The 24,693-nt window shown below is 68.2% G+C and carries 22 protein-coding genes; 16 read left to right on the top strand and 6 right to left on the bottom strand.

Annotated elements, in window-relative coordinates:
* The first annotated feature begins 16 nt into the window (after positions 1-16).
* The 4 genes from JNB_RS06880 to JNB_RS06865 all read left to right on the top strand — a co-directional run bounded on the left by JNB_RS06880 (position 17) and on the right by JNB_RS06865 (position 3,228).
* Positions 17-919: a F0F1 ATP synthase subunit gamma gene (locus tag JNB_RS06880; protein ID WP_009775707.1), complete on the top strand. Its 903-nt coding sequence runs from the start codon at positions 17-19 to the stop codon at positions 917-919.
* 8 nt (positions 920-927) lie between these two features.
* Positions 928-2,391 carry a F0F1 ATP synthase subunit beta gene (gene atpD, locus JNB_RS06875; RefSeq protein WP_009775706.1) on the top strand — a complete coding sequence of 488 codons (1,464 nt, stop codon included), beginning with the start codon at positions 928-930 and terminating at the stop codon, positions 2,389-2,391.
* 120 nt (positions 2,392-2,511) lie between these two features.
* On the top strand, positions 2,512-2,781 hold the full coding sequence (locus JNB_RS06870) for a F0F1 ATP synthase subunit epsilon (RefSeq protein WP_009775705.1): 270 nt from the start codon (positions 2,512-2,514) through the stop codon (positions 2,779-2,781).
* Between the two features lie 18 nt (positions 2,782-2,799).
* On the top strand, positions 2,800-3,228 hold the full coding sequence (locus tag JNB_RS06865; RefSeq protein WP_009775704.1) for a DUF2550 family protein: 429 nt from the start codon (positions 2,800-2,802) through the stop codon (positions 3,226-3,228).
* Positions 3,229-3,243: 15 nt separating this feature from the next.
* On the opposite strand, the gene JNB_RS06860 is transcribed toward JNB_RS06865, so the two are convergent.
* A complete protein-coding gene (locus JNB_RS06860) occupies positions 3,244-3,909 on the bottom strand; it encodes a cob(I)yrinic acid a,c-diamide adenosyltransferase (protein ID WP_009775703.1) in 666 nt (221 codons plus the stop codon).
* An 85-nt stretch (positions 3,910-3,994) separates the two neighbouring features.
* Between JNB_RS06860 and JNB_RS06855 the strand changes: the two genes are divergently transcribed.
* From JNB_RS06855 to JNB_RS06845, 3 genes are all read left to right on the top strand, one after another.
* Complete coding sequence (locus JNB_RS06855; RefSeq protein ID WP_050766684.1) at positions 3,995-4,363, top strand: STAS domain-containing protein; 369 nt, start codon at positions 3,995-3,997, stop codon at positions 4,361-4,363.
* Between the two features lie 68 nt (positions 4,364-4,431).
* A complete protein-coding gene (locus tag JNB_RS06850) occupies positions 4,432-5,487 on the top strand; it encodes an acyltransferase family protein (protein ID WP_148232343.1) in 1,056 nt (351 codons plus the stop codon).
* A 133-nt stretch (positions 5,488-5,620) separates the two neighbouring features.
* Positions 5,621-7,633 carry a protein meaA gene (locus JNB_RS06845; protein ID WP_009775700.1) on the top strand — a complete coding sequence of 671 codons (2,013 nt, stop codon included), beginning with the start codon at positions 5,621-5,623 and terminating at the stop codon, positions 7,631-7,633.
* A gap of 38 nt (positions 7,634-7,671) precedes the next feature.
* Here the strand turns inward: JNB_RS06845 and JNB_RS06840 are convergent, their stop codons facing one another.
* Entirely contained in the window at positions 7,672-8,940 is a 1,269-nt protein-coding gene (locus JNB_RS06840; RefSeq protein ID WP_009775699.1) for a GNAT family N-acetyltransferase, read from the bottom strand.
* Positions 8,941-9,037: 97 nt separating this feature from the next.
* On the opposite strand from JNB_RS06840, the gene JNB_RS06835 reads away from it, so the two are divergent.
* The gene (locus JNB_RS06835) at positions 9,038-9,661 is read left to right on the top strand and encodes a histidine phosphatase family protein (RefSeq protein ID WP_040883635.1); all 624 of its coding nucleotides are present in this window, start codon (positions 9,038-9,040) and stop codon (positions 9,659-9,661) included.
* Between the two features lie 29 nt (positions 9,662-9,690).
* On the opposite strand, the gene nucS is transcribed toward JNB_RS06835, so the two are convergent.
* Positions 9,691-10,386, bottom strand: coding sequence for an endonuclease NucS (gene nucS / locus JNB_RS06830; RefSeq protein WP_009775697.1), 696 nt, complete (start codon positions 10,384-10,386; stop codon positions 9,691-9,693).
* 167 nt (positions 10,387-10,553) lie between these two features.
* Between nucS and JNB_RS06825 the strand changes: the two genes are divergently transcribed.
* The 3 genes from JNB_RS06825 (at position 10,554) to JNB_RS06815 (ending at position 16,235) form a co-directional block, all read left to right on the top strand.
* Positions 10,554-11,831 (top strand): multidrug effflux MFS transporter, encoded by a 1,278-nt coding sequence (locus JNB_RS06825; protein WP_009775696.1) that lies wholly within the window; start codon positions 10,554-10,556, stop codon positions 11,829-11,831.
* A gap of 82 nt (positions 11,832-11,913) precedes the next feature.
* Positions 11,914-13,692 carry a 3-hydroxyacyl-CoA dehydrogenase family protein gene (locus tag JNB_RS06820; RefSeq protein ID WP_009775695.1) on the top strand — a complete coding sequence of 593 codons (1,779 nt, stop codon included), beginning with the start codon at positions 11,914-11,916 and terminating at the stop codon, positions 13,690-13,692.
* Between the two features lie 86 nt (positions 13,693-13,778).
* Complete coding sequence (locus JNB_RS06815) at positions 13,779-16,235, top strand: FAD-dependent oxidoreductase (RefSeq protein ID WP_009775694.1); 2,457 nt, start codon at positions 13,779-13,781, stop codon at positions 16,233-16,235.
* A 4-nt stretch (positions 16,236-16,239) separates the two neighbouring features.
* On the opposite strand, the gene JNB_RS06810 is transcribed toward JNB_RS06815, so the two are convergent.
* Positions 16,240-16,854 carry a maleylpyruvate isomerase family mycothiol-dependent enzyme gene (locus JNB_RS06810; protein ID WP_009775693.1) on the bottom strand — a complete coding sequence of 205 codons (615 nt, stop codon included), beginning with the start codon at positions 16,852-16,854 and terminating at the stop codon, positions 16,240-16,242.
* Between the two features lie 50 nt (positions 16,855-16,904).
* Here JNB_RS06810 and JNB_RS06805 point away from each other — a divergent pair, with 50 nt between their 5' ends.
* Together JNB_RS06805 and JNB_RS06800 are read left to right on the top strand one after the other, a co-directional pair.
* A complete protein-coding gene (locus JNB_RS06805; protein WP_009775692.1) occupies positions 16,905-17,204 on the top strand; it encodes a hypothetical protein in 300 nt (99 codons plus the stop codon).
* Positions 17,205-17,247: 43 nt separating this feature from the next.
* Positions 17,248-18,549 (top strand): AI-2E family transporter, encoded by a 1,302-nt coding sequence (locus JNB_RS06800; RefSeq protein ID WP_009775691.1) that lies wholly within the window; start codon positions 17,248-17,250, stop codon positions 18,547-18,549.
* Positions 18,550-18,613: 64 nt separating this feature from the next.
* Here the strand turns inward: JNB_RS06800 and ccrA are convergent, their stop codons facing one another.
* Positions 18,614-19,963, bottom strand: a complete 1,350-nt coding sequence (gene ccrA / locus JNB_RS06795) for a crotonyl-CoA carboxylase/reductase (RefSeq protein WP_009775690.1) — start codon at positions 19,961-19,963, stop codon at positions 18,614-18,616.
* A 111-nt stretch (positions 19,964-20,074) separates the two neighbouring features.
* A complete protein-coding gene (gene mce / locus JNB_RS06790; protein WP_009775689.1) occupies positions 20,075-20,539 on the bottom strand; it encodes a methylmalonyl-CoA epimerase in 465 nt (154 codons plus the stop codon).
* Positions 20,540-20,707: 168 nt separating this feature from the next.
* On the opposite strand from mce, the gene JNB_RS06785 reads away from it, so the two are divergent.
* From JNB_RS06785 to JNB_RS06775, 3 genes are read left to right on the top strand one after another with little or no spacing between them, the layout of a single operon-like run.
* Positions 20,708-21,922 carry an acetyl-CoA C-acetyltransferase gene (locus tag JNB_RS06785; protein ID WP_009775688.1) on the top strand — a complete coding sequence of 405 codons (1,215 nt, stop codon included), beginning with the start codon at positions 20,708-20,710 and terminating at the stop codon, positions 21,920-21,922.
* 35 nt (positions 21,923-21,957) lie between these two features.
* On the top strand, positions 21,958-22,923 hold the full coding sequence (gene meaB, locus JNB_RS06780; RefSeq protein WP_040884340.1) for a methylmalonyl Co-A mutase-associated GTPase MeaB: 966 nt from the start codon (positions 21,958-21,960) through the stop codon (positions 22,921-22,923).
* 10 nt (positions 22,924-22,933) lie between these two features.
* Positions 22,934-24,622, top strand: a complete 1,689-nt coding sequence (locus JNB_RS06775; protein WP_009775686.1) for an FAD-dependent oxidoreductase — start codon at positions 22,934-22,936, stop codon at positions 24,620-24,622.
* Positions 24,623-24,693 lie beyond the last annotated feature (71 nt).

Genomic DNA, 24,693 nt, shown 5'->3' with positions numbered 1-24,693 from the left:
AGGAAGGCGGAAAACTATGGGAGCGCAGATCCGGGTTTACCGGCAGCGCATCCGGTCCGTCAGCGCGACGAAGAAGATCACGCGGGCCATGGAGCTCATGGCCGCGGCTCGCGTCGTCAAGGCCCAGCAGGCCGTGCGTGAATCGACCCCCTACGCTCGCGCGATCACTCGCGCAGTGTCGGCTGTCGCGACCTTCTCCAACGAGGAGCACCTCCTCACCACGGAGAAGGAGAAGGTGACCCGCGCTGCGGTCGTCATCATCACCTCGGACCGTGGACTGGCCGGCGCCTACAGCTCGTCGGTGCTCAAGGAGTCCGAGCGTCTCATCGCGCGTCTGCGTGAAGAGGGCAAGGAAGCCGTCCCCTACCTCCTGGGCCGCAAGGCGCTCGGCTACTTCAAGTTCCGTCAGCGCCCGTTCGCGGCCGAGTGGACCGGTGACTCCGAGAAGCCGACCTTCGACCGTGCCCGTGAGATCGGCGAGCGACTTGTCGCGGACTTCCTCCTGGACACCGAGTCCGAGGGTGGCGTCGACGAGGTTCACATCGTCTACTCCCGCTTCGTGTCGATGGTGACGCAGGAGCCCGAGGTCATCCGCCTGCTTCCGCTCGAGATCGTGGAAGGAACCGAGGCGCCTGCAGAGGGCGACCTGTTCCCGCTCTACGAGTTCGAGCCGAGCGTGGAGGACGTGCTCGACGCGCTCCTGCCGAAGTACGTCACCTCGCGCCTGTTCAACTGCATGCTCCAGGCCGCCGCGTCCGAGCTCGCCGCACGTCAGCGTGCGATGAAGTCCGCGACGGACAACGCCGAGGAGCTCGTCAAGAAGTACACCCGACTGGTCAACCAGGCCCGTCAGGCGGAGATCACCCAAGAGATCAGCGAAATCGTCGGTGGCGCCAGCGCCCTGGCCGAGAGCAAGTGAGAGAGAAAATGACTGCCACTGTCACTGACAACACTGCAAACGCAGCGCCGGAAGCCGGCGGAGTCGGCCGTGTCTCGCGCATCATCGGCCCGGTCGTCGACATCGAGTTCCCGGCCGACGCCATGCCCGAGCAGTACAACCTGCTCACCACCACGGTCGAGCTCTCGGGTGAGAAGAAGAACCTCAACCTCGAGGTCGCCCAGCACATCGGCGACAACATGGTTCGCGCCATCTCGCTCCAGCCGACCGACGGACTCGTCCGCGGCACGCAGGTGCAGGACACCGGCGGCCCCATCACGGTGCCCGTGGGCGACGAGACGCTCGGCAAGGTCTTCAACACCACGGGTGAGGTCATGAACCTCGCCGAGGGCGAGACCTTCGAGCCCTCCCTGCGTTGGGGCATCCACCGCAAGGCCCCGGCCTTCGACCAGCTCGAGTCCAAGACCGAGATGTTCGAGACCGGCATCAAGATCATCGACCTCATGACCCCCTACGTGCAGGGTGGCAAGATCGGCCTGTTCGGTGGAGCCGGTGTCGGCAAGACCGTCCTCATCCAGGAGATGATCGCCCGAGTCGCTCGCGACCACGGTGGTGTCTCGGTGTTCGCCGGTGTCGGTGAGCGCACCCGTGAGGGCAACGACCTCATGGTCGAGATGGAAGAGGCCGGCGTCCTCGGACAGACCGCCCTCGTGTTCGGCCAGATGGACGAGCCGCCGGGCACGCGTCTTCGCGTCGCCCTCTCGGCCCTCACCATGGCCGAGTACTTCCGCGACGTGCAGAACCAGGACGTTCTGCTCTTCATCGACAACATCTTCCGCTTCACGCAGGCCGGTTCCGAGGTCTCCACGCTGCTCGGCCGTATGCCGTCCGCCGTGGGTTACCAGCCGACCCTCGCCGACGAGATGGGCACGCTCCAGGAGCGCATCACCTCGACCCGAGGCAACTCGATCACCTCGATGCAGGCGATCTACGTGCCTGCTGACGACTACACCGACCCGGCCCCGGCCACGACGTTCGCGCACCTCGACGCGACGACCGAGCTCTCGCGTGAGATCGCCTCGCTGGGTATCTACCCGGCCGTCGACCCGCTCACGTCGACCTCGCGAATCCTCGACCGTCGCTACATCGCCGAGGACCACTACAACACCGCGGTTCGCATCAAGTCGATCCTTCAGCGCAACAAGGAGCTGCAGGACATCATCGCGATCCTCGGCATCGACGAGCTCTCCGAAGAGGACAAGATCCTCGTCAACCGCGCCCGTCGTATCCAGCGCTTCCTCGGTCAGAACACCTACGTTGCCAAGCAGTTCACCGGCATCGAGGGCTCGACGGTGCCGCTCGTCGACACCATCGAGGCGTTCACGAAGATCGCCGATGGCGACTACGACCACTTCCCTGAGCAGGCCTTCTTCATGTGTGGTGGCCTCGACGACGTCGAGCGCCAGAACGCTGAGATCCAGAAGAGTCTCTGATTCTTCACGCTTGATCGCAGGGCCGATGCCGCGAGCGGTATCGGCCCTGCGTCATACGGTGCAGGGCCTCCCAGCCAGCGCCGCTAGACTTCACACCCACATCACTTCCCGGAGGAACTCGTGAGCCAGCTTCAGGTCGAACTCGTTGCCGCGGACCGCAAGGTCTGGGAGGGCGAGGCGAGCCAGGTGAGCGCCCGCACCATCGAGGGTGAGCTCGGCATCCTGCCCGGTCACACCCCCCTGCTCGGCGTTCTCGTCGAGGGCGAGGTCAAGATCCACGCCGAGGGTGGAGTGCGCACGGCCACCATCGACAGTGGCTTCCTCTCGGTCGACCACGACCGCGTCACGATCCTCGCCGAGGCCGTCGACGCCTCGGGTCTGACCAACTAGATCCGGGCGGGGAATGCCATGACGCCGATCGCCACCATCGAGCTCGTGCTCGTGGTGGCGCTCGCCCTTCTCGTGGCGTCCATCGTCTACGTCTGGCTGCGTCGCCGCTACATCTCGGGCGGCAAGCCGCTCATGCTGTGCGCGATCAGCACCGGAGACCGCCGTTGGCGTCTCGGCCTGGCGCGCATCGCGGGGGATCGACTCGACTGGTTCTCAGTCGTCGGTCCCTCTTTGCGTCCCGGTCACTCGTGGATCCGCCACGACCTAGACCTCGGGGCGCCACGCCGGCTCGGCGAGGCCGTCCCGGGGCTCCCCTCGGACGCGGTCTGTGTGACCGGCCGGTCGCGGTCGGAGGACTACGAGCTCGCCCTCAGCCCGGCGGCATACACGTCGTTGCGTGCCTGGCTCGAGAGTTCGCCCCCCGGTTTCAACGTCAACGTCGCCTGACGACTGGAGCGCAGCTCAGTCGTCGTCGGTCGTGGGGTCGTCGGTCTCCGAGTTCTTGGTGCCCTTGGGGGGTGCGGTCACGCGACCGCCGCCCGGCTGCCACAGGACGTCGCCGCCCGCGTCGAGGTTGGCCACGCGCGCGAGAATGAACAGCAGATCGGAAAGACGGTTGAGGTATGCCGCCGTGGTCGGGTTGACGCCACCCTCACCCTGGGTTGTCCCCACCTCGGTGCCGTGAGCCTCGATGGCCGCCCAGGTCGTGCGCTCCGCCCGGCGGACGACCGTGGTTGCCTGGTGGAGGTGGGCCGCGCCGACCGAGCCTCCCGGAAGGATGAAGGAGCGAAGTTTCTCGACCTTGGCGTTCTGGGTGTCGCAGTCGGCCTCGAGCTCGTCGATCCACACCGACTGGACGCGCAGCGGCGGGTACTCGGGGTTCTCGAGCAGGGGAGTGCACAGGTCGGCGCCGACGTCGAAGAGGTCGTTCTGCACCCGGGTGAGGATCGCGCGGACGTCGTCGGTGAGGGTGCCGGTCGCGAGGACGACCCCGATGACCGCATTGGCCTCGTTGACGTCGGCATAGGCCGCCAGGCGCGGGTCCGTCTTGCTCGTGCGGCTGAAGTCTCCGAGGCCGGTGGTGCCGTCATCGCCGGTGCGCGTGTAGATGCGGGTGAGGTTGACCATGGGATGAGACTGCCAGACGCCTTTGCCGATTCTTTACCCGGAGCATGCCCGGACCGTGGGAACCGTCGCGTTCAATGGGGCCCACATGAAGAAGGCGACCGTGGATCAGCGTGGACACACGATCGTGACGCTCGACGAGCGTCGCGACGCGTCTGGACACCATGTTTCGCTGCGCGGACGCCTCGACTTCCACACCGTCCCGGACGTGCGCATGGTGCTGCACCGCATCGTCGATGACGGCCACGACGACCTCCTCCTCGATCTCGCTGAGTGCGAGATCGGTGACGCGACCGGCTTCGGCGTCATCGTCGAGTGTCTGCGGCGCGCTCGCCGAGGCTCACGCAGCTTCTGCATCGTCGATGCCGACGAGCGCACTCTGCGACTGCTGCGTCGCGCCCGTTTGAACCACGTCGTCGGCGCCATGCCGTCGGCGATCGCCACCGCAGTCAGCTGACCTCTGCGACACACCGTCTGCCAGCCCCGTCCGTGTGGCAGATTCTGTGATGTGGCAGGTTCCGTGATGTGGCAGATCCCGTGACCGCCGTTGACGGCGATGCCGTCCCCCGACGCGTTCTCGGGTTGGATGCTGCGCGTGGACTGGCCGTCGTCGCGATGGTCATCGCCCACGGAGTTCCGTTCATCAGTGAGCGGGTGTCGACCTCCGGCGCGTTCGTCCTGCAACAGGTCAATGACCTTGCTTCGCCGCTGTTCGTCCTCGTCATGGGTGTGGCCGCGGGCCTGGTCTTCGATCGTGCTTCCGCTGCGCGAGGGGTGGGTCGCGCGACCGTGAGGGGTCTCGCCCTCATCGCCCTCGGCGTGGGTCTGGAGCAGCTGAACCACTGGGTCGCCGTGATCCTGCACATCCTGGGACTCCTGCTCATCATCGGCACCCCCCTGCTCGTTCTGGGGACGCGATGGCTGGTGGGGATCTCTGCCGTTCTGTTCGTCGGCGGTCCCTGGGTGATCGAGGCGGTGACCCGCGCGGGCGGTGGCGTCGCGGGCATGGTTGCCACCACGGCTGACTGGGCAGCCAACCCGCTGGTGCAGTGGCTCGTCACCAACGTGCACTACCGCGTCCTCACCCTCCTCCCGCTCTTCCTCGTGGGGGCAGTGCTGGCGCGGCGCGGGCTCGGTGACGAACGCACCTCGTGGTGGTGCGCCCTCGGCGGGCTGACCATGCTGTGGGCCAGCTTCGCCGCGGAGCTGCTCGGGCACCCCGTCGTCTTCTCCGGTGACTACCCGGACCAGGTGCAGGAGAACGGACTGGCGCTGGCGGCATACGGGATCGTCATGGCCGTTGACATCGCCGCGGGAGGACGGCCAGCCGTGTATGCCGTGCTGCGCCCACTCTCGCTCGTCGGTCAGGTGGCGCTGTCCCTCTACGTCTTCCACGTCGTGCTGCTCGTGCCCCTCATCCCGAGGTTCCCCGCGGGCGGCTGGTTGCCCTTCGGCCTGCTGCTCTTCGTGGCGCTCGTCACGGCCTGGGCCTGGGCTCGATTCGTCGGGCGGGGACCGGTGGAGTGGCTCGTTGACCGGCTTTCGCCTTCTCGGCGCCCGCGCGCCTCCCTCGCGGCGTGAGCACTCTCACCGCCTGAGACCCTGTCTCGACCGGTGGGCCCCGCGTAGCGTTGAAGGCATGCCCGAAGACCCTTCTGCCGCAATCGCGCCCGCCGCCGCTCCTGCTCGCCCCGAGCGCGACCGTCCGTGGGTCATGCGCACGTATGCCGGCCACTCCAGTGCCGCTGCATCCAACGCGTTGTACCGCCGCAACCTCGCGAAGGGGCAGACGGGGCTGTCGGTCGCCTTCGACCTGCCGACGCAGACGGGCTACGACCCCGACCACGTGCTGGCGCGCGGCGAGGTGGGCAAGGTCGGTGTCCCCATCTCGCACATCGGTGACATGCGCGCGCTGTTCGACCAGATCCCGCTCGGTCAGATGAACACCTCAATGACGATCAACGCGACGGCGATGTGGCTGCTCGCGATGTATCAGGTCGCGGCTGAGGACCAGGCGACTGCTGCGGACGAGGACCCGGCGTCGGTGGTCAAGGCGCTCGGCGGCACGACCCAGAACGACATCATCAAGGAGTACCTGTCGCGCGGTACCTACGTCTTTGCGCCGGCTCCATCCCTGCGGCTCATCACGGACATGGTGTCCTACACCGTTTCTGACATCCCCAAGTGGAACCCGATCAACATCTGCAGCTATCACCTCCAGGAGGCTGGCGCGACGCCCGTGCAGGAGATCGCCTACGCGATGTCCACGGCGATTGCCGTGCTTGATGCCGTGCGTGACGCGGGCCAGGTGCCGCAGGAGCGCTTCGGCGAGGTCGTCGCGCGCATCTCGTTCTTCGTCAACGCCGGTGTGCGGTTCGTCGAGGAGATGTGCAAGATGCGCGCCTTCGTCGAGCTCTGGGACGAGCTGACCCGGGAGCGCTACGGCGTGACCGACGCCAAGCAGCGACGCTTCCGCTACGGCGTGCAGGTCAACTCGCTCGGGCTCACCGAGGCGCAACCAGAGAACAATGTGCAGCGCATCGTCCTCGAGATGCTCGCGGTGACGCTCTCCAAGGGTGCCCGCGCGCGCGCCGTGCAGCTGCCGGCGTGGAACGAAGCGCTTGGCCTCCCGCGTCCCTGGGACCAGCAGTGGTCCCTGCGCATGCAGCAGGTGCTCGCCTACGAGTCCGACCTGCTCGAGTACGAAGACCTCTTCGAGGGGTCGGCCGTCGTCGAGGCCAAGGTGGCCGAGCTGGTCGCCGGCGCCAAGGCCGAGATCGCCCGGGTCGCCGAGCTGGGCGGGGCGGTCGCTGCCGTCGAGAGCGGCTACATGAAGTCGGCCCTCGTCGCCTCGCACGCGCTGCGTCGCCAGCGCATCGAGGCCGGTGAGGACATCGTCGTCGGTGTCAACAAGTTCGAGACCACCGAGCCCAACCCGCTGACGGCCGACCTCGACACCGCGATCCAGTCCGTCGACGCAGGCGTCGAGGCCGCAGCCGCCAAGGCAGTGCGCGAGTGGCGCGAGACCCGCGACGCCGATCCGGTGAAGCGCGAGCGCGCGGTCGCGGCGCTGGCTCGGCTCAAGGCCGCGGCACAGACCGACGAGAACCTCATGGAGGCCTCGATCGAGTGCGCTCGCGCCGAGGTCACCACGGGGGAGTGGGCGCAGGCCCTGCGCGAGGTGTTCGGCGAGTTCCGTGCACCGACCGGGGTGACGGGCACGGTCGGCCTGACCGGCGGAGCTGCCGGCGCCGAGCTCTCCGCAGTGCGCGAGCGCGTGGCCGGACTGCGCGACGAGCTGGGCGAGACCCTGCGCGTTCTCGTGGGCAAGCCGGGCCTCGACGGTCACTCCAACGGAGCCGAGCAGATTGCCGTGCGCGCGCGCGACGCCGGCTTCGAGGTCATCTACCAGGGCATCCGCCTGACGCCTGAGCAGATCGTCGCGGCCGCCGTGTCCGAGGACGTCCACCTCGTCGGGATCTCGATCCTGTCCGGGTCGCACATGGAGCTCATCCCCGAGGTCCTCGACCGGCTGCGTGAGGCCGGGGCGGGCGACATCCCGGTCATCGTCGGCGGGATCATCCCCGAGTCCGATGCCGCCAAGCTCAAGGCCATCGGTGTGGCTGAGGTGTTCACGCCCAAGGACTTCGGCCTCAACGACATCATGGGCCGCTTCGTCGACGTCATCCGCGACTCCCGCCTGACCACGGCCGCTCCCACCGTCTGAGGACCCGGGTCCTCGCGTCCCGGCAGATCTCCGTCGGGTCAGAAGTGGGTGTTGCAGTGAGGCGACGGTGAGCCATCGGCCAGGGCGGCGAACCGGCGCAGCGCTTCGCCGGTGGCCGTGATGCGGCCCCCCTTGGCCAGCGGGTCGACCGTGACGTCACCGAGGTAGAGCGTGCCGAGGGTTTCGACATCAAGGGTGACGTCGGGCGCGTCCGTCGTCGAAGTCACTGCTGCGCGTCCGTCAGAGGCGTCGATCGAGAACGTGCCGTCCGCGTGTCCCAGACCATCGACCACCCGAAGGACGATGCGATCGGTGCCGAACCAAGGGCGCGCCTCGAGAGCGGCCTGAACGTCGAGGATGCGCACCCACAGGTGGTCGGGCATGGCCGTCACCCGTCGCACTCGGTGATCGACCAAGGCATGAGTGAGCGGATCGACGACGGGCGCCGAGACGGTGACCACGTCGGCGAGATCGATGTCAGCGAGGAACTGCCAGAGGGCCAGGTGGGCGGCCGGCGACGACGTGACCATGTCACGGACCTCGATCTCGCCCGTGCCCTCGGTCCGTTTCTGCGCATAGGCCACGAAACCATCGGCCTCTCCGTCTGGTCCGAAGCGGACGGCGATGCGTTGCCGGCGGTCCTCGCTTTGTGCCTGCCAGTCATATCCCTTGAGCCAGGCCTCGTAGTACGTCGGGCGACCGAGGCTGCCTCGGGTGACGAGATGGTGCTTCTCGAAGACCGCAGACAGGGTCGGCCACGCGACCGAGGCGTCGACCATCGCAACCCGTCCACCGTCGTCGGGGACCTGACGCAGCTGGAATCGGGACGTGCTGTCGACGCGTACTTGTGCCTCGCGGGTCGCGGGGCCAAAGCCAAATCGCTGGTAGATGGCGCCCTCGGATGCCGTGAGCACCACGACCGGGATGCCCGTGGATGCTGCGTCCTCGAGGTTCTCGGTCATGAGTCGACGCATGAGGCCGCGACGACGGTGCGTCGGTGCCACGGTGACGTCGGTGATCATCCGGGCGGGGAGGTGCGCGGCACCCGCGTTGAGCGTCTTGACGAAGTGTCCGAACGTCGCGACCGGGACCTCGGTCGAGAGGGGAAGCTCGGGCGATTCCCACACGCCGCGTGATGTCGCACCGTCGAGGCGTACGGCTGCGAGCCACTTCTCACGGAACTCGTCGGTGGCATGGCCCTGGTGAAAGCCGCGCGTGACGGCGTCGAGCCAGCCGTTCACCCGGGCGGTGTTCTCGTGACTCTCGTCATCCAGGTCGAGCGTCGCGAAGGAGAAGTCGTCGGTCACGCCCTCAGTTGACCAGCCGAGAAGGTGCGGTGTCGACCGGATTCGGGAGCACACGGCATACCCACGCATTGTCCGAACGGCATGGGAAGGTGAGGGGGTGAGTGATCTGCACTGTCCCGCAACGCTGCTCGTGGCTCGCCACGGTGATGCCGACTATCCCCACGCCAAGGTGCTCTCGGACGACGGCGGGTGGCTGACGGACAAGGGCAAGGACCAGGTGCGGCATGTGGCCGAGTCGCTCCGGTCCCGCAACATCGCCGCCGTCTGGACGAGCCGGCTGCAGCGCGCCATAGAGTCTGGCGCGATCGCGGCAGAGGTCCTCGGTGTCGAGTCGCGGGCGATCGACGGCCTGCAGGAGTTCTCCGTGGGTCTGCTCGCGGGTCGCGCCCACGACGACCCCGAGCTCATGGGTGTCTTCGAGGCGTGGAAGTCCGGACATCTGGGCACGTTCATCCCCGGCGGTGAGAGCGGCGAGCAGGCGCTCGATCGCTATCGCGCTGCGCTCGAGGCGATCTCGGACCAGCACCGCGGCGAGACCGTGCTCGTGTTCACCCATGGGGGAGTGATGTCGTTCTGCCTGCCGCGACTGGGCCGCAACGTGCGCAATGACCTCGCGGAGCGGATGTTCCTGCCCAACTGCGCCGTGGCGCAGATCAGCATCGATGCCGACGACGTCACCGTCGTGTCGTGGCCGGGGAGCGCCGACCGCTCCGTCGTCTGAGCTGAGTTCTCTTCTGGGCCGAAGACGGTTCAGAACAGGCGGTGTTCGCTGTTGTCGATGCCCTTGAGCTCGTCGTAGTCGAGAACGACGCAGCGTATGCCGCGGTCCTCGGCGAGCGTGCGTGCCTGCGGCTTGATCTGTTGCGCGGCAAAGACGCCGGAGACGGGCGCGAGATGCGTGTCGCGGTTCATGAGCTCGAGATAGCGGGTGAGCTGCTCGACGCCGTCGATGTCTCCGCGGCGCTTGATCTCGACCGCCACCGTGGCGCCCGCCGAGTCCTTGCAGAGGATGTCGACGGGTCCGATGGGCGTCATGTACTCACGCCGGGTCAGGGTGAAGCCGTCGCCCAGCGTGGTGATGTGCTCGGCGAGGAGCTTCTGGAGGTGGGCCTCGACGCCGTCCTTGACCAGGCCCGGGTCCACGCCGAGGTCGTGCGCCGTGTCGCTGTGGATCTCGTGGAGCTTGACCCGCAGGCGGTCCTCGGACTTGGCGTGCTGGACGACCCACACGGCCGTGACGCCCTCGGCGACCTCGGACTCCTCGGGCTCGACCTCGGCCATCGCGCACGGCGGCGACATCCAGTTGAGGGGCTTGTAGGACCCGCCGTCGGAGTGGATGAGGACCGAGCCATCGGCCTTGACCATGAGCAACCGGGTCGCGAGAGGGAGATGGGCCGTCAGTCGACCGTCGTAGTCAACGCTGCACTTCGCAATCACCACTCGCACCGGCACACCATAGTCGCCTTCCGGTCGAGGGTCCCGACCGGCGCAGGCGTGCACAGCCCACGCGAAACGGGAATGCCTCGGCGCGCCAGTGCCTTGGACACTGACGATGCGGGCTCACCGGCGCGCGCGCCACCGTCCGATCCCACCCTTTCTCAGGAGCCAGCAGCGTGTCAGCGCGCCCCACCACCCACACCGCACCGACTCCCGCCGTCCCCCTCGCCGGGCGTGCGTATCTCCGTCTGGTTCTGGTTCTCGGCGCACTCGTCGCGCTCGGCCCGCTGACGATCGACACCTACCTGCCCGCCCTGCCGACGCTGGCAGATGACCTGGGTGCCACCGAGCCCCAGGTGCAGTTCACCCTCACCGGCATCATGCTCGGCCTCGGTCTTGGTCAGCTCGTGCTGGGCCCGATCTCGGATGCCGTCGGCCGCCGCCGCGTCATGCTGGGCGGCATCGCTGCCCACGCCGTGATGTCCGTGCTTGCCGGCCTCTCCCCGTCGATCGAAGTGCTCACCGCGGTGCGCATTGGTCAGGGTGTCTCGGGTGCGGCGGTCGCGGTCACCGCGATGGCCGTCGTGCGTGACCTGTTCACCGGGCGTCGAGCCGCCGGGCTGCTCAGCCACCTGACGCTCGTCATCGGTGTCGCCCCCATCCTCGCCCCGTCCCTCGGTGGCCTCCTGCTCCAGCTCACCGGGTGGCGCGGGATCTTCGGGGCGCTGGCCGGAATCGCTGTCGTGCTCTTCGTGGTCGCGTTGCGCGGTCTGGACGAGACCCTGCCGGTCGCGCGCCGGCGACCCGCACGGGTCGGAGCCACGCTGCGCACGTATGCCGGTCTGTTGCGCGATCGTCCGTTCGTCGGGCTGGTGCTGCTCGCGGGCCTGATGTTCAGCGCCCTCTTCGCCTACGTCGCGGGCTCGTCGTTCGTCCTGCAGGAGTACTACGGCCTCAATGAGCAGCAGTTCGGCATCCTGTTCGGCGTCAATGCGGCGGGGCTCATCGTGGCGACCCAGGTCAACCCGTTCCTGCTGCGCAAGTGGGAACCGCAGCACATCCTGACCGCTGGCGTCGTCGTGGCCATGGCTGCGACCGCGGGCCTGCTCGCGGCCGCACTCACCGACGCGCCGCTGGTCCTGGTCCTCGTGCCTTTGTGGTTCGTCATGTTCGCCGTGGGCCTGTCGTTCCCCAACACCCCGGCGCTCGCCCTGTCGCGACACGGTGAGGCTGCCGGCTCTGCGGCTGCTCTGCTCGGGGCCATCCAGTTCGGCATGGCGAGCGTCATCACGCCGCTGACCGGTCTGGTCAGCACGGGCAATGCGGTCGGCATGGCCGTGGTGATGACCGGTGCCGTCTGGCTCGGCGCCGTTGTCCTGCTCGTGCTCGTGCAGCCCTCCCGGATCGTCGCCGAGCAGGACGAGGTTCTGGACGTCGCCCTCGTCCCGGCCTAGCTCACCACTGAGACCGGTGGGGTGGGCAGGCTCACGTCGCATCGGTGACCACAGTGCAGCCCCACTCTGGGAGACTCCGAACATGTCACGTGAGTTCACCAAAGTAGGCGTCATCGGACTGGGCACCATGGGTGCGGGCATCGTGGAGGTGTTCGCGCGCAACGGGATCGACGTTGTCGCCGTGGACGTCACCGACGAGGCCGTCGAGCGCGGGCGCTCCTTCCTCGCGAAGTCGACCGGGCGCGCCCTCGACCGCGGCAAGATCGACCAGACGGCCCACGACACCCTGCACGGGCACGTGACCTACGCGACCGACTTCGAGTCGCTCGCCGACTGTCAGCTCGTCGTCGAGGCAGTCCCCGAACACCTGGATCTCAAGAAGGAGATCTTCGCCAAGCTCGACTCCATCGTCGGACCCGACGCCATTCTCGCGACCAACACGTCGTCGCTGCCGGTCACCGAGATCGCCGCGTCGACGACGAGCCCCAAGCGCATCGTCGGCATGCACTTCTTCAACCCGGCGCCCGTCCAGCAGTTCGTTGAGGTCATCCGCACCGTCATCACCGCCGACGACGTCTTCGAGGACGTCAAGGCCCTGGCCGAGCGCATCGACAAGAAGCCGGTCATCGTCGGGGACAAGGCTGGCTTCATCGCCAACGCCCTGCTCTTCGGCTACCTGAACCACGCGGTCTCGATGTTCGAGAGCCGCTACGCCACCCGCGAGGACATCGACGCGTCGATGAAGCTCGGCTGCGGCTACCCGATGGGCCCGCTCGCGCTGCTCGACCTCATCGGTCTCGACACGGCATACGAGATTCTCGACACGATGTACAAGCAGGGGCGCGACCGCCTCCACGCACCGAGCCCCATCATCAAGCAGATGGTGTCCGCCGGTCTCAAGGGTCGCAAGACCGGTCGCGGTTTCTACACGTATGCCGCGGCGGGTTCGCCCGAGGTCGTCGCCGATGCGCAGACGCCGGGTGACGGCGTTGCCGCGGGCGTGGCGCTGCGCGAGGTCTCGTCGGTCGGCGTCGTCGGCTCCGGCACGATGGCGACCGGCATCATCGAGGTCTTTGCCAAGGCGGGGAAGAGCGTCACGTACGTCGCCCGCAGCCAGGACAAGCTCGACGGCGTCCGTGCCGCGATCGAGAAGTCCCAGGCCCGCGCGGTCGAGAAGGGTCGTGCCACGCAGGAGGAGGCCGACGCACTGTTGGCCCGTCTCCACCCGAGCACCGAGCGCGCCGACCTGGCCGAGGTCGACCTCGTCGTCGAGGCCATCGCCGAGGACCTCGCGATCAAGCAGGAGCTCTTCCGTGACCTCGACAAGATCTGCAAGCCCGGGGCGATTCTCGCGACGACGACGTCGTCGCTGCCGATCATCGACTGTGCCCGCGTGACGTCGCGCCCCCAGGACGTCGTCGGCATGCACTTCTTCAACCCGGCGCAGATCATGAAGCTCGTCGAGGTCGTGCACACCGTGTCGACCGGTGAGGACGTCGTCGCGACCGTGCAGGAGCTGTGCCGCGAGATCGGCAAGCACCCGGTGACGTGTGGCGACCGCTCGGGCTTCATCGTCAACGCGTTGCTCTTCCCCTACCTCAACGACGCGATCAAGATGCTCGACGCCAACTACGCCAGCGCCGACGACATCGACACCGCGATGAAGACCGGCTGTGGTCTGCCCATGGGTCCGTTCGAGCTCCTCGACGTGGTCGGCCTCGACGTGTCGCTGGCCATCGAGCGCGAGCTCTACATCGAGTTCCGTGAGCCCGGCTATGCGCCGGCACCGCTGCTGGAGCACCTCGTCACGGCCGGATATCTGGGCCGCAAGACGGGGCGCGGCTTCCGTACCTACGCCTGACTCCTTGCGTCTGCGGAAAGGGTCGCTCCAGCAACCCTTTCCGCAGACGCTGCGAGTTCGCGGCGGCGGGTGGGTAGCCTCCGCGTGTGAGTGCAACGCAGCTTCCCGCCCGCGCCCAGGTCGTCATCATCGGCGGCGGGGTCATCGGGACGTCGATCGCCTACCACCTCGCCCATGAGGGGGTCACCGACGTCGTCCTGCTCGAGCGCGATCGGCTCACGAGCGGGACGACGTGGCACGCGGCCGGACTGATGACCTGCTTCGGGTCGACGAGCGAGACGCTCACCGGGATCCGGCTCTACTCGCGCGACCTGTTCGGACGGCTCGAGGCGGAGACCGGGCTGTCGACGGGCTTCCGACCGGTGGGCCTCATCGAGGCAGTCGGCGACACCGATCGGCTCGAGGAGTACCGGCGGGTGGCAGCGTTCCAGCGCCGACACGGACTCGAGGTCGACGAGATCAGCCCCCGCGAGATGGCCGAGCTCTTCCCGCTCGCCGACATGGACGGCCTCATCTCCGGCTTCCACGTCCCCGGCGACGGGCGCGTCAATCCCGTTGACCTCACCATGTCGCTGGCACGCGGTGCCCGCAATCTCGGGGTGCGCATCGTCGAGGGCGTGACGGCGGGCGACGTCATCACCCGGACCGACGGGGCGCTGCCGCGGATCACTGGAGTGCGGACCAGCGTCGGTGACATCGACTGCGAGACCGTCGTCAACTGCACCGGCATGTGGGCCCGCCAGCTGGGGGAGCGGCATGGCGTCGTCATCCCCAACCAGGCGGCCGAGCACTACTACCTCATCACCGACACGATCCCCGGGCTCGATCCCAACGGGCCGGTGTTCGAGGATCCGGCGCGCTACGGCTACTACCGCGAGGAGGGCGGCGGCATGATGGTCGGCCTCTTCGAACCGGAGGCGGCCGCCTGGAAGCTCGACGGCATCCCCGAGGACTTCTCGTTCGGAACGCTGCCGCCCGACTGGGAGCGAATGGCTCCGGCGCTCGAGACCGCGATGTCACGTGTCCCGATCACCCTGGAGGCAGGGGTGCGCACCTTCTTCTGCGGGCCCGAGTCCTTCACCCCCGACCGGCTGCCGGCGGTCGGCGAGGCACCCGACCTGCAGGGCTATTTCGTTGCGGCGGGCCTGAACTCGGTCGGCATCCTCAGCAGCGGTGGGCTCGGTCGGGTCATGGCCCACTGGATCGCCAATGGTCGTCCCGACGTGGACGTCACAGCGATCGACGTTGCTCGCTTCAGGCCGCACCAGCTCCATCGTGACTACCGGCGCGACCGCGTCACCGAGGTTCTCGGCAAGACCTATGCCGCGCACACTCCCGGCGTTGAGCTCAAGACCGGACGCGGCACGTTCGTCTCGCCGGTCCACGAGGAGATGGTCGCCGCGGGCGCGAAGCTCAAGGACGTCTCGGGCTGGGAGAGTGCCGACTGGTATGCCGGCGACGGACAAAGTGCCCACGTCACCCCGTCGTGGGGTCGCCAGCCGTGGTTCGACCGGTGGGAGGCCGAACACCGCGCGGTGCGTGAGGCCGTCGGGCTCATCGACATGTCGTTCATGGCGACCTTCGTCGTCACGGGTGCTGACGCTGGCGTCGTCCTCGAGAGAGTCAGCGCTGGGCACGTCGACGGCGACATCGACCGCATCACCTACACCCAGTGGCTCGGGCCCGACGGCGGCATCGAGGCCGACCTGACAGTGACCAAGAGGGGCGAGAACGACTTCCTCGTCGTCGCCTCCGACACCGCCCACGGCCACAGCCTGGCCTGGCTGCGGCGTCAGATCGGTGACGCCGACGTCGTCATCGAGGACGTCACCGAGGCCACTGGTCAGCTCAACGTCCAGGGGCCACTGTCCCGGGACCTGCTCGCCGCCCTCACCGATGCCGACCTGTCGACAGACGCCTTCCCGTTCCGCACCGCACGCACCATCACGGTGGCTGGCGTCGAGGTTCTCTGCGTCCGGATCACCTACGTGGGGGAGCTGGGCTACGAGCTCTACCTCCCGCGGGAGCACACCGCCGCGGTCTGGAGGGAACTGCGCAAGGAGGGCACGGCATACGGGCTCCTTCCTGTGGGTCTGAAGTCGCTCGGATCCCTGCGGCTCGAGAAGGCCTATCGCGACTACGGCCACGACATCGACAACACCGACTCGGTGCAGATGGCCGGGCTCGGGTTCGCCGTCGACCTCGAGCACGACTTCATCGGGCGCGAGGCGGTGCTGGCCGAGCGCGAGACACCGCGTCACGAGAAACTCGTCCAGGTGCTGCTCACCGACCCCGAGCCGTTGCTGTTCGGCGCCGAGGTGCTGCTGCGTGACGGGGTGCCGGTGGGTGACGTGCGCTCGGCGTCCTACGGCTGGACGTTGGGCGGTGCGGTGGGCATCGCGTCGGTCGCGGCGCACGGACCTGTGACCAAGGCGTGGCTCGACGAGGGCACCTGGGAAGTCGATGTCGCCGGCGTGCGCGTCCCGGCGACCGTCTCCCTCCGACCGCTCTATGACCCGACAAGTGCCCGCGTCAGGACATAGCGACTCAGCCCAGGTGGGGCACTCCGGGTCCGTCGAGGTCGACCCGCGCCGCGTCGCGACCGGAGGTCACGAGCAGAAGCGAGAGGGTCGGGCCGACGACGTCTGGGCCGTCGCCGATGACGAGGTCGCTGTCCGTGGCGCTGAGACGCACCCCCGCGATGCGCTGCTTGCCGCCGCCCAGACTCACGGGGGTCCTGGCCTGGTGGACCAGTGAGCGCTCGACAGCGTCCGTGGCATACGCGTGGGTGATGCCGAGCGGCCGCCGGATGTCCTCCCCATGGACCACCTCCTCGACGAGCCGGCTGTCGACCGGTGCTGGCGGACCCGTGCGGCGATCGACGACACCCCGCAGATTCGAGAGGGTGGCCGCGGGGGAGTCGCCCAGCGCGCGAGCCACCCCCATCGCGTTCTGCCTGTCGAAGTCGAACCGCGCCCGGGCCATCGCGACGACGATGCCGAAGCGGGTCGTGAGCGCGTTGTCGACGAGGTGGGCCGCCACGCCACGCACGGTCCAGTCACCACACAGTGACTGCTCAGCCCATTGGTCCTCCTTGATGCCTGACAGGTCCGCGACGAGGGCCTCCCGCTCGGCCTGCACCATGTCCCACGTGTCGGTCATGGCTTCACCCTCGCAGCCACCGGTGACATCGAGTCTGGGACGATTGAGTCATGCCCCGTGCCAACCGCCGACGTCCCGAGGACGTGCCTCTCGCGATGGGACGCCTCACCGGTGGTGGCACAACGACCGAGATGTATGCCGGTCAGCGGTGGGCAGTGCGTCGCCTCACCGGTGCTTCCTCGGAGCGCACCTACTTCTGCCCCGGCTGCGAGCAGGACATCGTGCCCGGCACGCCCCACGTCGTTGCCTGGCCCGAAGAAGGCGTGGGTGGCGTGGGCGACCGCAGACACTGGCACTCGCCGTGCTGGACGGCACGCGAACGACGACAACCGCGTGGAGCGTTCCGCTGACCTGCGATGATGCCCGTCGAATGCTTCCGACGAGGAGATCGACGTGAACCTGAGCTGGGGCAAGAACTCGGTACGCAGCTGGCGGGACTACCGCCAGCGGCAGCGCAGCGCCCTGCGTGAGAGCAACCGCATCCGTCACGGTGACGAGCACCTCGAGCACAGCCTCATCCAGGACCTCCTGGGGGATGACGACGAGGCAGCGACGTCGGAGTCGTCGACCTCGAGCGACGCGGAAGAGACGGCTGCCGCCGCGACGGAGACGTCGGCAACCAGCGGAATCACCCAGTTCGGGGAGATGGGCCGCCCCATGAACCGGCGCTCGCCGTTCTACCTCGGCTTCGTCGGCGCTCTGGGAGCCCTCATCGCGATCGGGCTGTGGCACTCGCTCGGTCGCCTCGCGACGACGATCACGATCCTCGTCGTCGCGCTCTTCCTCACCCTCGCCCTCAACCCGATGGTGGAATGGCTCGAGCGACGCGGGCTCAAGCGCTCGCTCTCGGTGGGCATCGTCTTCATCGGGGTGCTCGTCGTCTTCACCTTCCTCGGCCTGCTCGTCTTCCCGCCGGTCGTGACCCAGGGCGGCGAGCTGATCCAGCAGGCGCCGAGCTATCTCGACCGCATCCTCAACGCGAAATGGGCCCAGGAGCTCGACAAGAACTACGACATCGTCGAGAAGGTCCGCGAGGAGTTCAACAAGCGGATCACCGACGAGACCTTCATCAGCTCGATCCTCGGTGGGGTGCTCGGCGCCGGTCGCGCCGTCCTCAACGGCGTCTTCCAGACCTTCACGATCCTCATCCTGACGCTGTACTTCCTCGCGTCACTGCCCAAGATGAAGAAGACCGCCTACTCGATGGTGCCGGCCAGCCGCCGCAACCGCTTCGCCCAGCTGAGCGAAGAGATCATGCGTCGCACCGGCTCCTACGCCATCGGCCAGGTCGCCATCGCGTCGATCAACGCGATCCTCAGCTACGTGATGATGCTGCTCCTCGGCATTCCGTATGCCGCGGTGCTCGCCGTCCTCGTCGGCTTCCTCGGTCTCATCCCGATGGTCGGTGCGACCCTCGGTGCGGGCCTCGTCTGCCTCGTGGCCTTCTTTGACGAACCACGGATCGCGCTCTTCGCGGCGATCTACTACCTCATCTACCAGCAGGTCGAGAACTACGTCATCGCGCCCAAGATCATGCAGCGCACGGTCTCCGTGCCGGGCGCGCTTACGGTCGTCGCGGCTCTCGCGGGCGGCACCCTGCTCGGAGTGCTCGGAGCCCTGCTCGCCATCCCCGTGGCGGCGGCGCTGCTCCTCCTCCTCGACGAGGTGCTCGTCCCGCGCCAACGCCACCAATAGGGCGAGGCGCAAGACGAAGCCAGCCCACCGGCATACACCGATGGGCTGGCTTGTCGTCGCAAACTCAGGCGTCGCGGAAGCGGTTGATCTCTGCTTCGTACTTCGCGCGCTTCTCGGGGTCGGAGATGCCCAGGCCCGGCTCGGGGGCGAGGGTGAGGACGCCGACCTTGCCCTGGTGCGCGTTCTTGTGGACATCGAGCGCAGCCTGACCGACCTCGTCGAGCGTGTAGGTCTTGCTCAGCGTCGGGTGGATGAGGCCGCGGTTGATGAGCTCGTTGGCCTCCCACGCCTCGCGGTAGTTCGCGAAGTGTGACGAGATGATGCGCTTGAGGTTCATCCAGAGGTAGCGGTTGTCGTACTCGTGCATGAAGCCCGAGGTCGACGCACAGGTGACGATGGTGCCGCCCTTGCGTGCCACGTAGACGCTGGCGCCGAAGGTCTCGCGACCCGGGTGCTCGAAGACGATGTCGACGTCGTGCCCGCCCGTGAGCTCACGGATCTTCTTGCCGAGACGCTGCCACTCCTTGGGGTCCTGCTGGGTGTCCTCGTCGTTCCAAAAACGGTAACCCTCGCCAGTCTTCTCGGATCGATCGATGATGAGCTCGGCGCCCATCTTGCGGCAGATCTCGGCCTTGTCGGGCGAGGAGACGACACAAATCGGGGTCGCACCGGCAGCGAGCGCCATCTGCGTCGCGTAGGACCCCAGGCCGCCAGAGGCGCCCCAGATGAGGACGCGGTCACCGAGCTTGAGGGCGGCACCGTTCTTGGAGATCAACTGACGGTATGCCGTGCTGTTCACCAGACCGGGCGACGCCGCCTCTTCCCAGCTGAGGTGGGTCGGCTTGGGCATGAGCTGGTTGGTCTTGACGATCGCGAGCTCGGCGAGGCCACCGAAGTTGGTCTCGAAGCCCCAGATGCGCTGCTGCGGGTCGAGCATCGTGTCGTTGTGACCATCGGCGTCCTCGAGCTCGACGGACAGGCAGTGGGCGACGACCTCCTGGCCGACCTTCCACTTGCCGACACCCGGGCCGGTGCGGAGCACGACGCCGGCGAGGTCGGAGCCCACGATGTGGTACGGCAGGTCGTGGCGCTTGGCGAACTCCGACGTGCGGGCGTAGCGCTCGAGGAAGCCAAAGGTCGAGACCGGCTCGAAGATCGAGGTCCACACGGTGTTGTAGTTGATGGCGCTGGCCATGACGGCGACCAGGGCCTCGCCGGGCGCGAGCTCGGGGACCGGGACGTCATCGATGTGGAGGGACTTGCGCGGGTCCTTCTCCTTGGCGGTGAGGCCCTCGAACATGTCCACCTCGTCCTTGTGGACGGTCGCCGCCCGGTAGGTCGCGGGGATGGCGAGGTTCGCGTAGGTCTCCTCGGTGCGGTCACCGCTGAGGATGGCGTCGCGGATCTGGTCCATGAGAGGTGGTGCTCCTTGATCTGGGTGGGTCAGGTCAGGTGATGCGTTGACATGCTGGACGGATTGCGCAATCAGTGGGGTGAACCGACGTTTTGCGCAATAAGTCGGGGGTCAGTGGGTGGGTGGGGCAGTGGCGGGCTCGACGAGCTCGACGAGGATGCCGCCGGCGTCCTTGGGGTGGATGAAGTTCACCCGTGAGTTCGACGTGCCGCGCTTGGGCTCGTCGTACAGAAGGCGCAGGCCGCGCTCGCGAAGCGTGGCGCTCACACCATCGATGTCCTCGACGCGGTAGGCGACCTGCTGGACACCGGCGCCGCTGCGGTCGATGAACTTCGCGATGGTCGACTTGGGGGACAGGGGCGCCAGCAGCTGGATGTGCGAGCCCGAGTCACCGACCGCCATCATCGCCTCACGAACGCCCTGCTCCTCGTTGACCTCCTCGTGAGCCAGCGTCATCCCGTAGGTGTCGCGGTAGAACGCGATCGCCTCGTCGAGGTCGGTGACGGCCACGCCGACGTGGTCGATCGCCGTGAACAGCGATGCGATCGGAGAGGACTCAAGGTGACGGGAACTCATAGGACCCGAGCCTAGGGAGGTGAGCGCACCGCATACAGGTGTTGTGGGTGTGGCAATGGACACCTACGGGACGTCCGTCACAGGGCCCGTCGGCCCGGGGCGGGGAAGTGGCTAGCATCATGGGAGCCCCTTGGGCACTCAGCCCGACACCGACGTTGGAGGACCGCAGTGAGCACCGCCCCGACCCAGAACACCGACCCGACAGTCATCGTTGCGGGGGCGAGGACCCCGATGGGCCGCATGAGCGGCAGCCTCAAGGGCTTCAGCGGCTCTGACCTGGGTGGGTTCGCCATCAAGGGCGCCCTGGAGAAGTCGGGCGTCAAGCCCGAGGACGTCGACTACGTGATCATGGGCCAGGTCCTCACCGCGGGCGAGGGCCAGATCCCCGCCCGTCAGGCCGCGGTCAAGGCTGGTATCCCGATGAGCGTCCCCGCCCTCACCGTCAACAAGGTCTGCCTGTCCGGCATCGACGCCATCGCGCTCGCGGACCAGCTCATCCGCGCCGGTGAGTTCGAGGTCGTCGTCGCCGGCGGACAGGAGTCGATGACCAACGCTCCGCACCTGCTGCCCAAGAGCCGCGACGGCTACAAGTACGGCGACGTCACCCTTCAGGACTCCATGGCCTTCGACGGTCTCTACGACGTCCTCACCAACCAGGCGATGGGTTCGCTCACCGAGTCCCGCAACGTGGACGCGAGCGCCTTCACCCGCGAGGAGCAGGACGCCTTCGCCGCGCGCAGCCACCAGCAGGCCGCCCGCGCGTGGAAGGACGGACTCTTCGACGACGAGGTCATCGCCGTCTCCATCCCGCAGCGCAAGGGCGACCCGATCGAGTTCAAGGAGGACGAGGGCGTGCGCGCCGACACGACCACCGAGTCGCTGTCCAGGCTCCGCCCGGCCTTCGCCAAGGACGGCACCATCACTGCAGGCTCCGCCTCGCAGATCTCCGACGGTGCGTGCGCCGTCGTCATCATGAAGAAGTCCAAGGCGCAGGAGCTCGGCCTCGACTGGCTCGCCGAGATCGGCGCCCACGGCGTCGTCGCGGGCCCCGACTCGAGCCTGCAGAGCCAGCCGGCCAACGCGATCAAGAAGGCGTGCGAGCGCGCGGGCATCACGCCGGCCGACCTCACCGCCATCGAGATCAACGAGGCGTTCGCCGCGGTCGGCCTCGCCTCGACCAAAGAGCTCGGCGTCGACCCCGAGATCGTCAACCCCAACGGTGGAGCCATCGCCACGGGTCACCCGCTCGGCATGTCGGGTGCCCGCGTCGTCCTCACCCTCGCCCACGAGCTCAAGCGTCGTGGTGGCGGCACCGGAGCCGCCGCCCTCTGTGGTGGTGGCGGTCAGGGCGACGCCCTGCTCATCACCGTGCCCAAGGCCTGAGCGTTCAGGCGCGCACCATCGCGAGGTCACCCCGCATCGTCGACGTCCCCTCTCTCGTTGCTGAAGCGAGAGAGGGGCGTTCGCGTGCGGTGGCCCGGCTCATCTCCCTCGTCGAGGACGGTCACCCCGCCCTCCCCGAGGTGATGGCGGCGCTCGCACAGCACACCGGCGGCGCCCACATCATCGGCCTCACGGGATCACCCGGGGTCGGCAAGTCCACGACCACGGCGGCTCTCATCGCGGCCTTCCGGGCGCAGGACAGGCGCGTCGCCGTGCTCGCGGTCGACCCGTCGTCGCCCTTCTCCGGTGGCGCGCTGCTCGGTGACCGGATCCGGATGGAGCAACACGGCACTGACCCGGGCGTTTTCATCCGCTCGGTCGCGTCACGCGGCCACCTCGGCGGGTTGTCCTTCGCCACGCCCCAGGCCCTGCGCGTCCTCGATGCCGCCGGGTTCGACGTCGTCCTCCTCGAGACCGTCGGCGTGGGGCAGTCCGAGGTCGAGGTCGCCGCCCGCGCCGACACGACCGTCGTCATCGTCGCCCCGGGCATGGGCGACGGCATCCAGGCGGCCAAGGCAGGCATCCTCGAGATCGGTGACGTCTTCGTCGTCAACAAGGCCGACCGCGACGGCGCCGACGACACGGTGCGCGACCTGCGCCACATGATCCAGCTCGGGAACCGCGAGCGGTCCGTCAACTGGCGGACCCCGGTGGTGAGGACCGTCGCGAGCCGAGGGGACGGCATACCCGAGCTTGTGGATTCGCTTGCGGCACACCGCGACTGGCTCACGTCGTCCGGCGCGCTCGAGGACCGCAGGCGCCGTCGGGCCCAGGCCGAGATCGAGGCCATCGCCCTCGCGACGCTGCGCCGACGACTCGGTGACGGGGGAGGCCTCGTAACCGACGAGCTCGCCAGTGCCGTCGCCTCCGGCGACACGGATGTGTATGCCGCCGCGCAGGACGTCGTCGACCGGCTCACCGGGGAGCCCGGACGCCAGTAGCGTGAGGAGGGTGACACCTCCAGACACGCGCCCGACCCCCGTCATCCTCGTCCTCGGCAACGACTACCGGCAGGCGATGGTCGACGTGCTCACGCAGCGCTATGCCGTCGACTACGAGATCATCGCGCCGACGACGATGGAGGAGGCGATCGAGGTCCTCACCGACCTCAAGACCGGCCGACGACCCGTCGCGCTCGCGGCCTGCGAGTTCTTCGCGGAGGGTGAGAAGGCCACCCACCTGCTCGCGAAGTTCCAGAAGTTCATGCCAAGCGCCCGCCGACTCGTCTACGTCCCGGCGGAGCGCTTCCGCGGTTCGGTGTCGGTGATGCGCGAGAGCCTCGCCGAGGGCCGGCTCGACCTCTACCTCATGCTGCCGCAGGGGCCACGGGACGAGGAGTTCCACACCGCGATCTGCGAGACGCTGTCGGACTGGGCGCAGTCGTTCGGCCTGTCCGAGATCGACGGGACCCGGATCATCGCCGATGGACCCTCGCCCGACCTCAGCCGGATCCGCGACTTCCTCGACCGCATGGGCATGCCCAACACGGTGCACACCTCCGACAGCCCCGCGGGCATCGAGGTGCTGGCCTCGGCCGGTCCTGACGCGCAGCTTCCGCTGCTCCAGGGACCGAACGGCGAGCTCACCCTGTCGCAGCCCACGAACGCCGACCTCGGGGCCGCGCTCTACGGTCGCCCCACCGACATCGGCGAGGACGCGATCTGTGACCTCGTCATCGTCGGTGCCGGGCCCGCAGGACTCGGTGCGGCCGTCTATGCGGCGTCCGAGGGGCTCGACACCCTGATCATCGACCAGGGGCCGATCGGCGGGCAGGCCGGGACGAGCTCGATGATCCGCAACTACCTCGGCTTCCCCCGGGGGATCTCCGGTATGCGGCTCGCGCAACGTGCGCGGTCACAGGCCGTCCGCTTCGGGGCGCGGTTCCTCGCTGGCCAGGAGGTGACCGGGCTGCGGATCGCGGCAGGCCCCGACGGCTGCCACGTCGTCGAGCTCGGTGCCGACACGGTGCGTGGTCGAGCCGTGCTCATCGCCACGGGGGTCGACTACCGACGCCTTGGCGTGGAGCAGCTCGAGGACCTCGTCGGTCGGGGCGTGAACTATGGCGCTGCCGCGAGCACGTCACGAGAGGTCAAGCACAAGGACGTCTACGTCGTGGGTGGTGGCAACAGCGCCGGGCAGGCGGCGGTGCACCTCTCTCGCTTTGCCAAGCACGTGACCATCCTCGTCCGGCGGGAGGGACTGGCTGCGACCATGTCGCAGTACCTCATCCGCGAACTCGAGGGGAACCCGCGGATCACCATCCGACCGCGGACCATCGTCACCGACGGTGGCGGCGAGGGGCACCTCGAGTGGCTCACCCTGCGCGACGTGGAGTCCGGCGCCGACGAGCGGGTCGACGCGGCGGGGCTCTACCTCCTGCTCGGCGCGCAGCCGACGTGCAGCTGGCTCCCGCCGGACGTGGCGAGGGATGACAAGGGGTTCGTCCTCGCCGGTGCCGAAACCCCATGGCAGTCGTGGCAGGGTGGCCGGCCGCCGGAGCCCTATGCCACGACCGTGCCCGGGGTCTATGTCGCTGGCGACATCCGGTGCGGGTCGATGAAGCGGGTCGCCTCGGCCAGTGGTGAAGGCGCCGGGGTCGTGCCGCTCGTCCACGCCTTCCTGGCGCCCGAGGCGCGCTGACCCCGACGGAGAGGCGAGTCGAGCGAGAGGCGAGTCGAGCGAGAGGCGCGCCGGACGCGAACGCGGGCGGA

Source organism: Janibacter sp. HTCC2649 (genome assembly GCF_000152705.1).
Lineage (GTDB): Bacteria > Actinomycetota > Actinomycetes > Actinomycetales > Dermatophilaceae > Knoellia.
The sequence above is the reverse complement of the archived record's forward strand: the minus strand, read 5'-3'. Positions and strand labels throughout refer to the sequence as shown.

Excerpts from the sequence above, each read along its gene's own strand:
- JNB_RS06845 (WP_009775700.1), top strand. The coding sequence starts at position 5,621 with ATGCGCACGTATGCCGGCCACTCCAGTGCCGCTGCATCCAACGCGTTG.
- JNB_RS06810 (WP_009775693.1), bottom strand. The coding sequence starts at position 16,854 with ATGACCGACACGTGGGACATGGTGCAGGCCGAGCGGGAGGCCCTCGTC.
- JNB_RS06820 (WP_009775695.1), top strand. The coding sequence starts at position 11,914 with ATGTCACGTGAGTTCACCAAAGTAGGCGTCATCGGACTGGGCACCATG.
- JNB_RS06805 (WP_009775692.1), top strand. The coding sequence starts at position 16,905 with ATGCCCCGTGCCAACCGCCGACGTCCCGAGGACGTGCCTCTCGCGATG.
- JNB_RS06880 (WP_009775707.1), top strand. The coding sequence starts at position 17 with ATGGGAGCGCAGATCCGGGTTTACCGGCAGCGCATCCGGTCCGTCAGC.
- JNB_RS06865 (WP_009775704.1), top strand. The coding sequence starts at position 2,800 with ATGACGCCGATCGCCACCATCGAGCTCGTGCTCGTGGTGGCGCTCGCC.
- atpD (WP_009775706.1), top strand. The coding sequence starts at position 928 with ATGACTGCCACTGTCACTGACAACACTGCAAACGCAGCGCCGGAAGCC.
- mce (WP_009775689.1), bottom strand. The coding sequence starts at position 20,539 with ATGAGTTCCCGTCACCTTGAGTCCTCTCCGATCGCATCGCTGTTCACG.
- JNB_RS06855 (WP_050766684.1), top strand. The coding sequence starts at position 3,995 with ATGAAGAAGGCGACCGTGGATCAGCGTGGACACACGATCGTGACGCTC.
- JNB_RS06860 (WP_009775703.1), bottom strand. The coding sequence starts at position 3,909 with ATGGTCAACCTCACCCGCATCTACACGCGCACCGGCGATGACGGCACC.
- ccrA (WP_009775690.1), bottom strand. The coding sequence starts at position 19,963 with ATGGACCAGATCCGCGACGCCATCCTCAGCGGTGACCGCACCGAGGAG.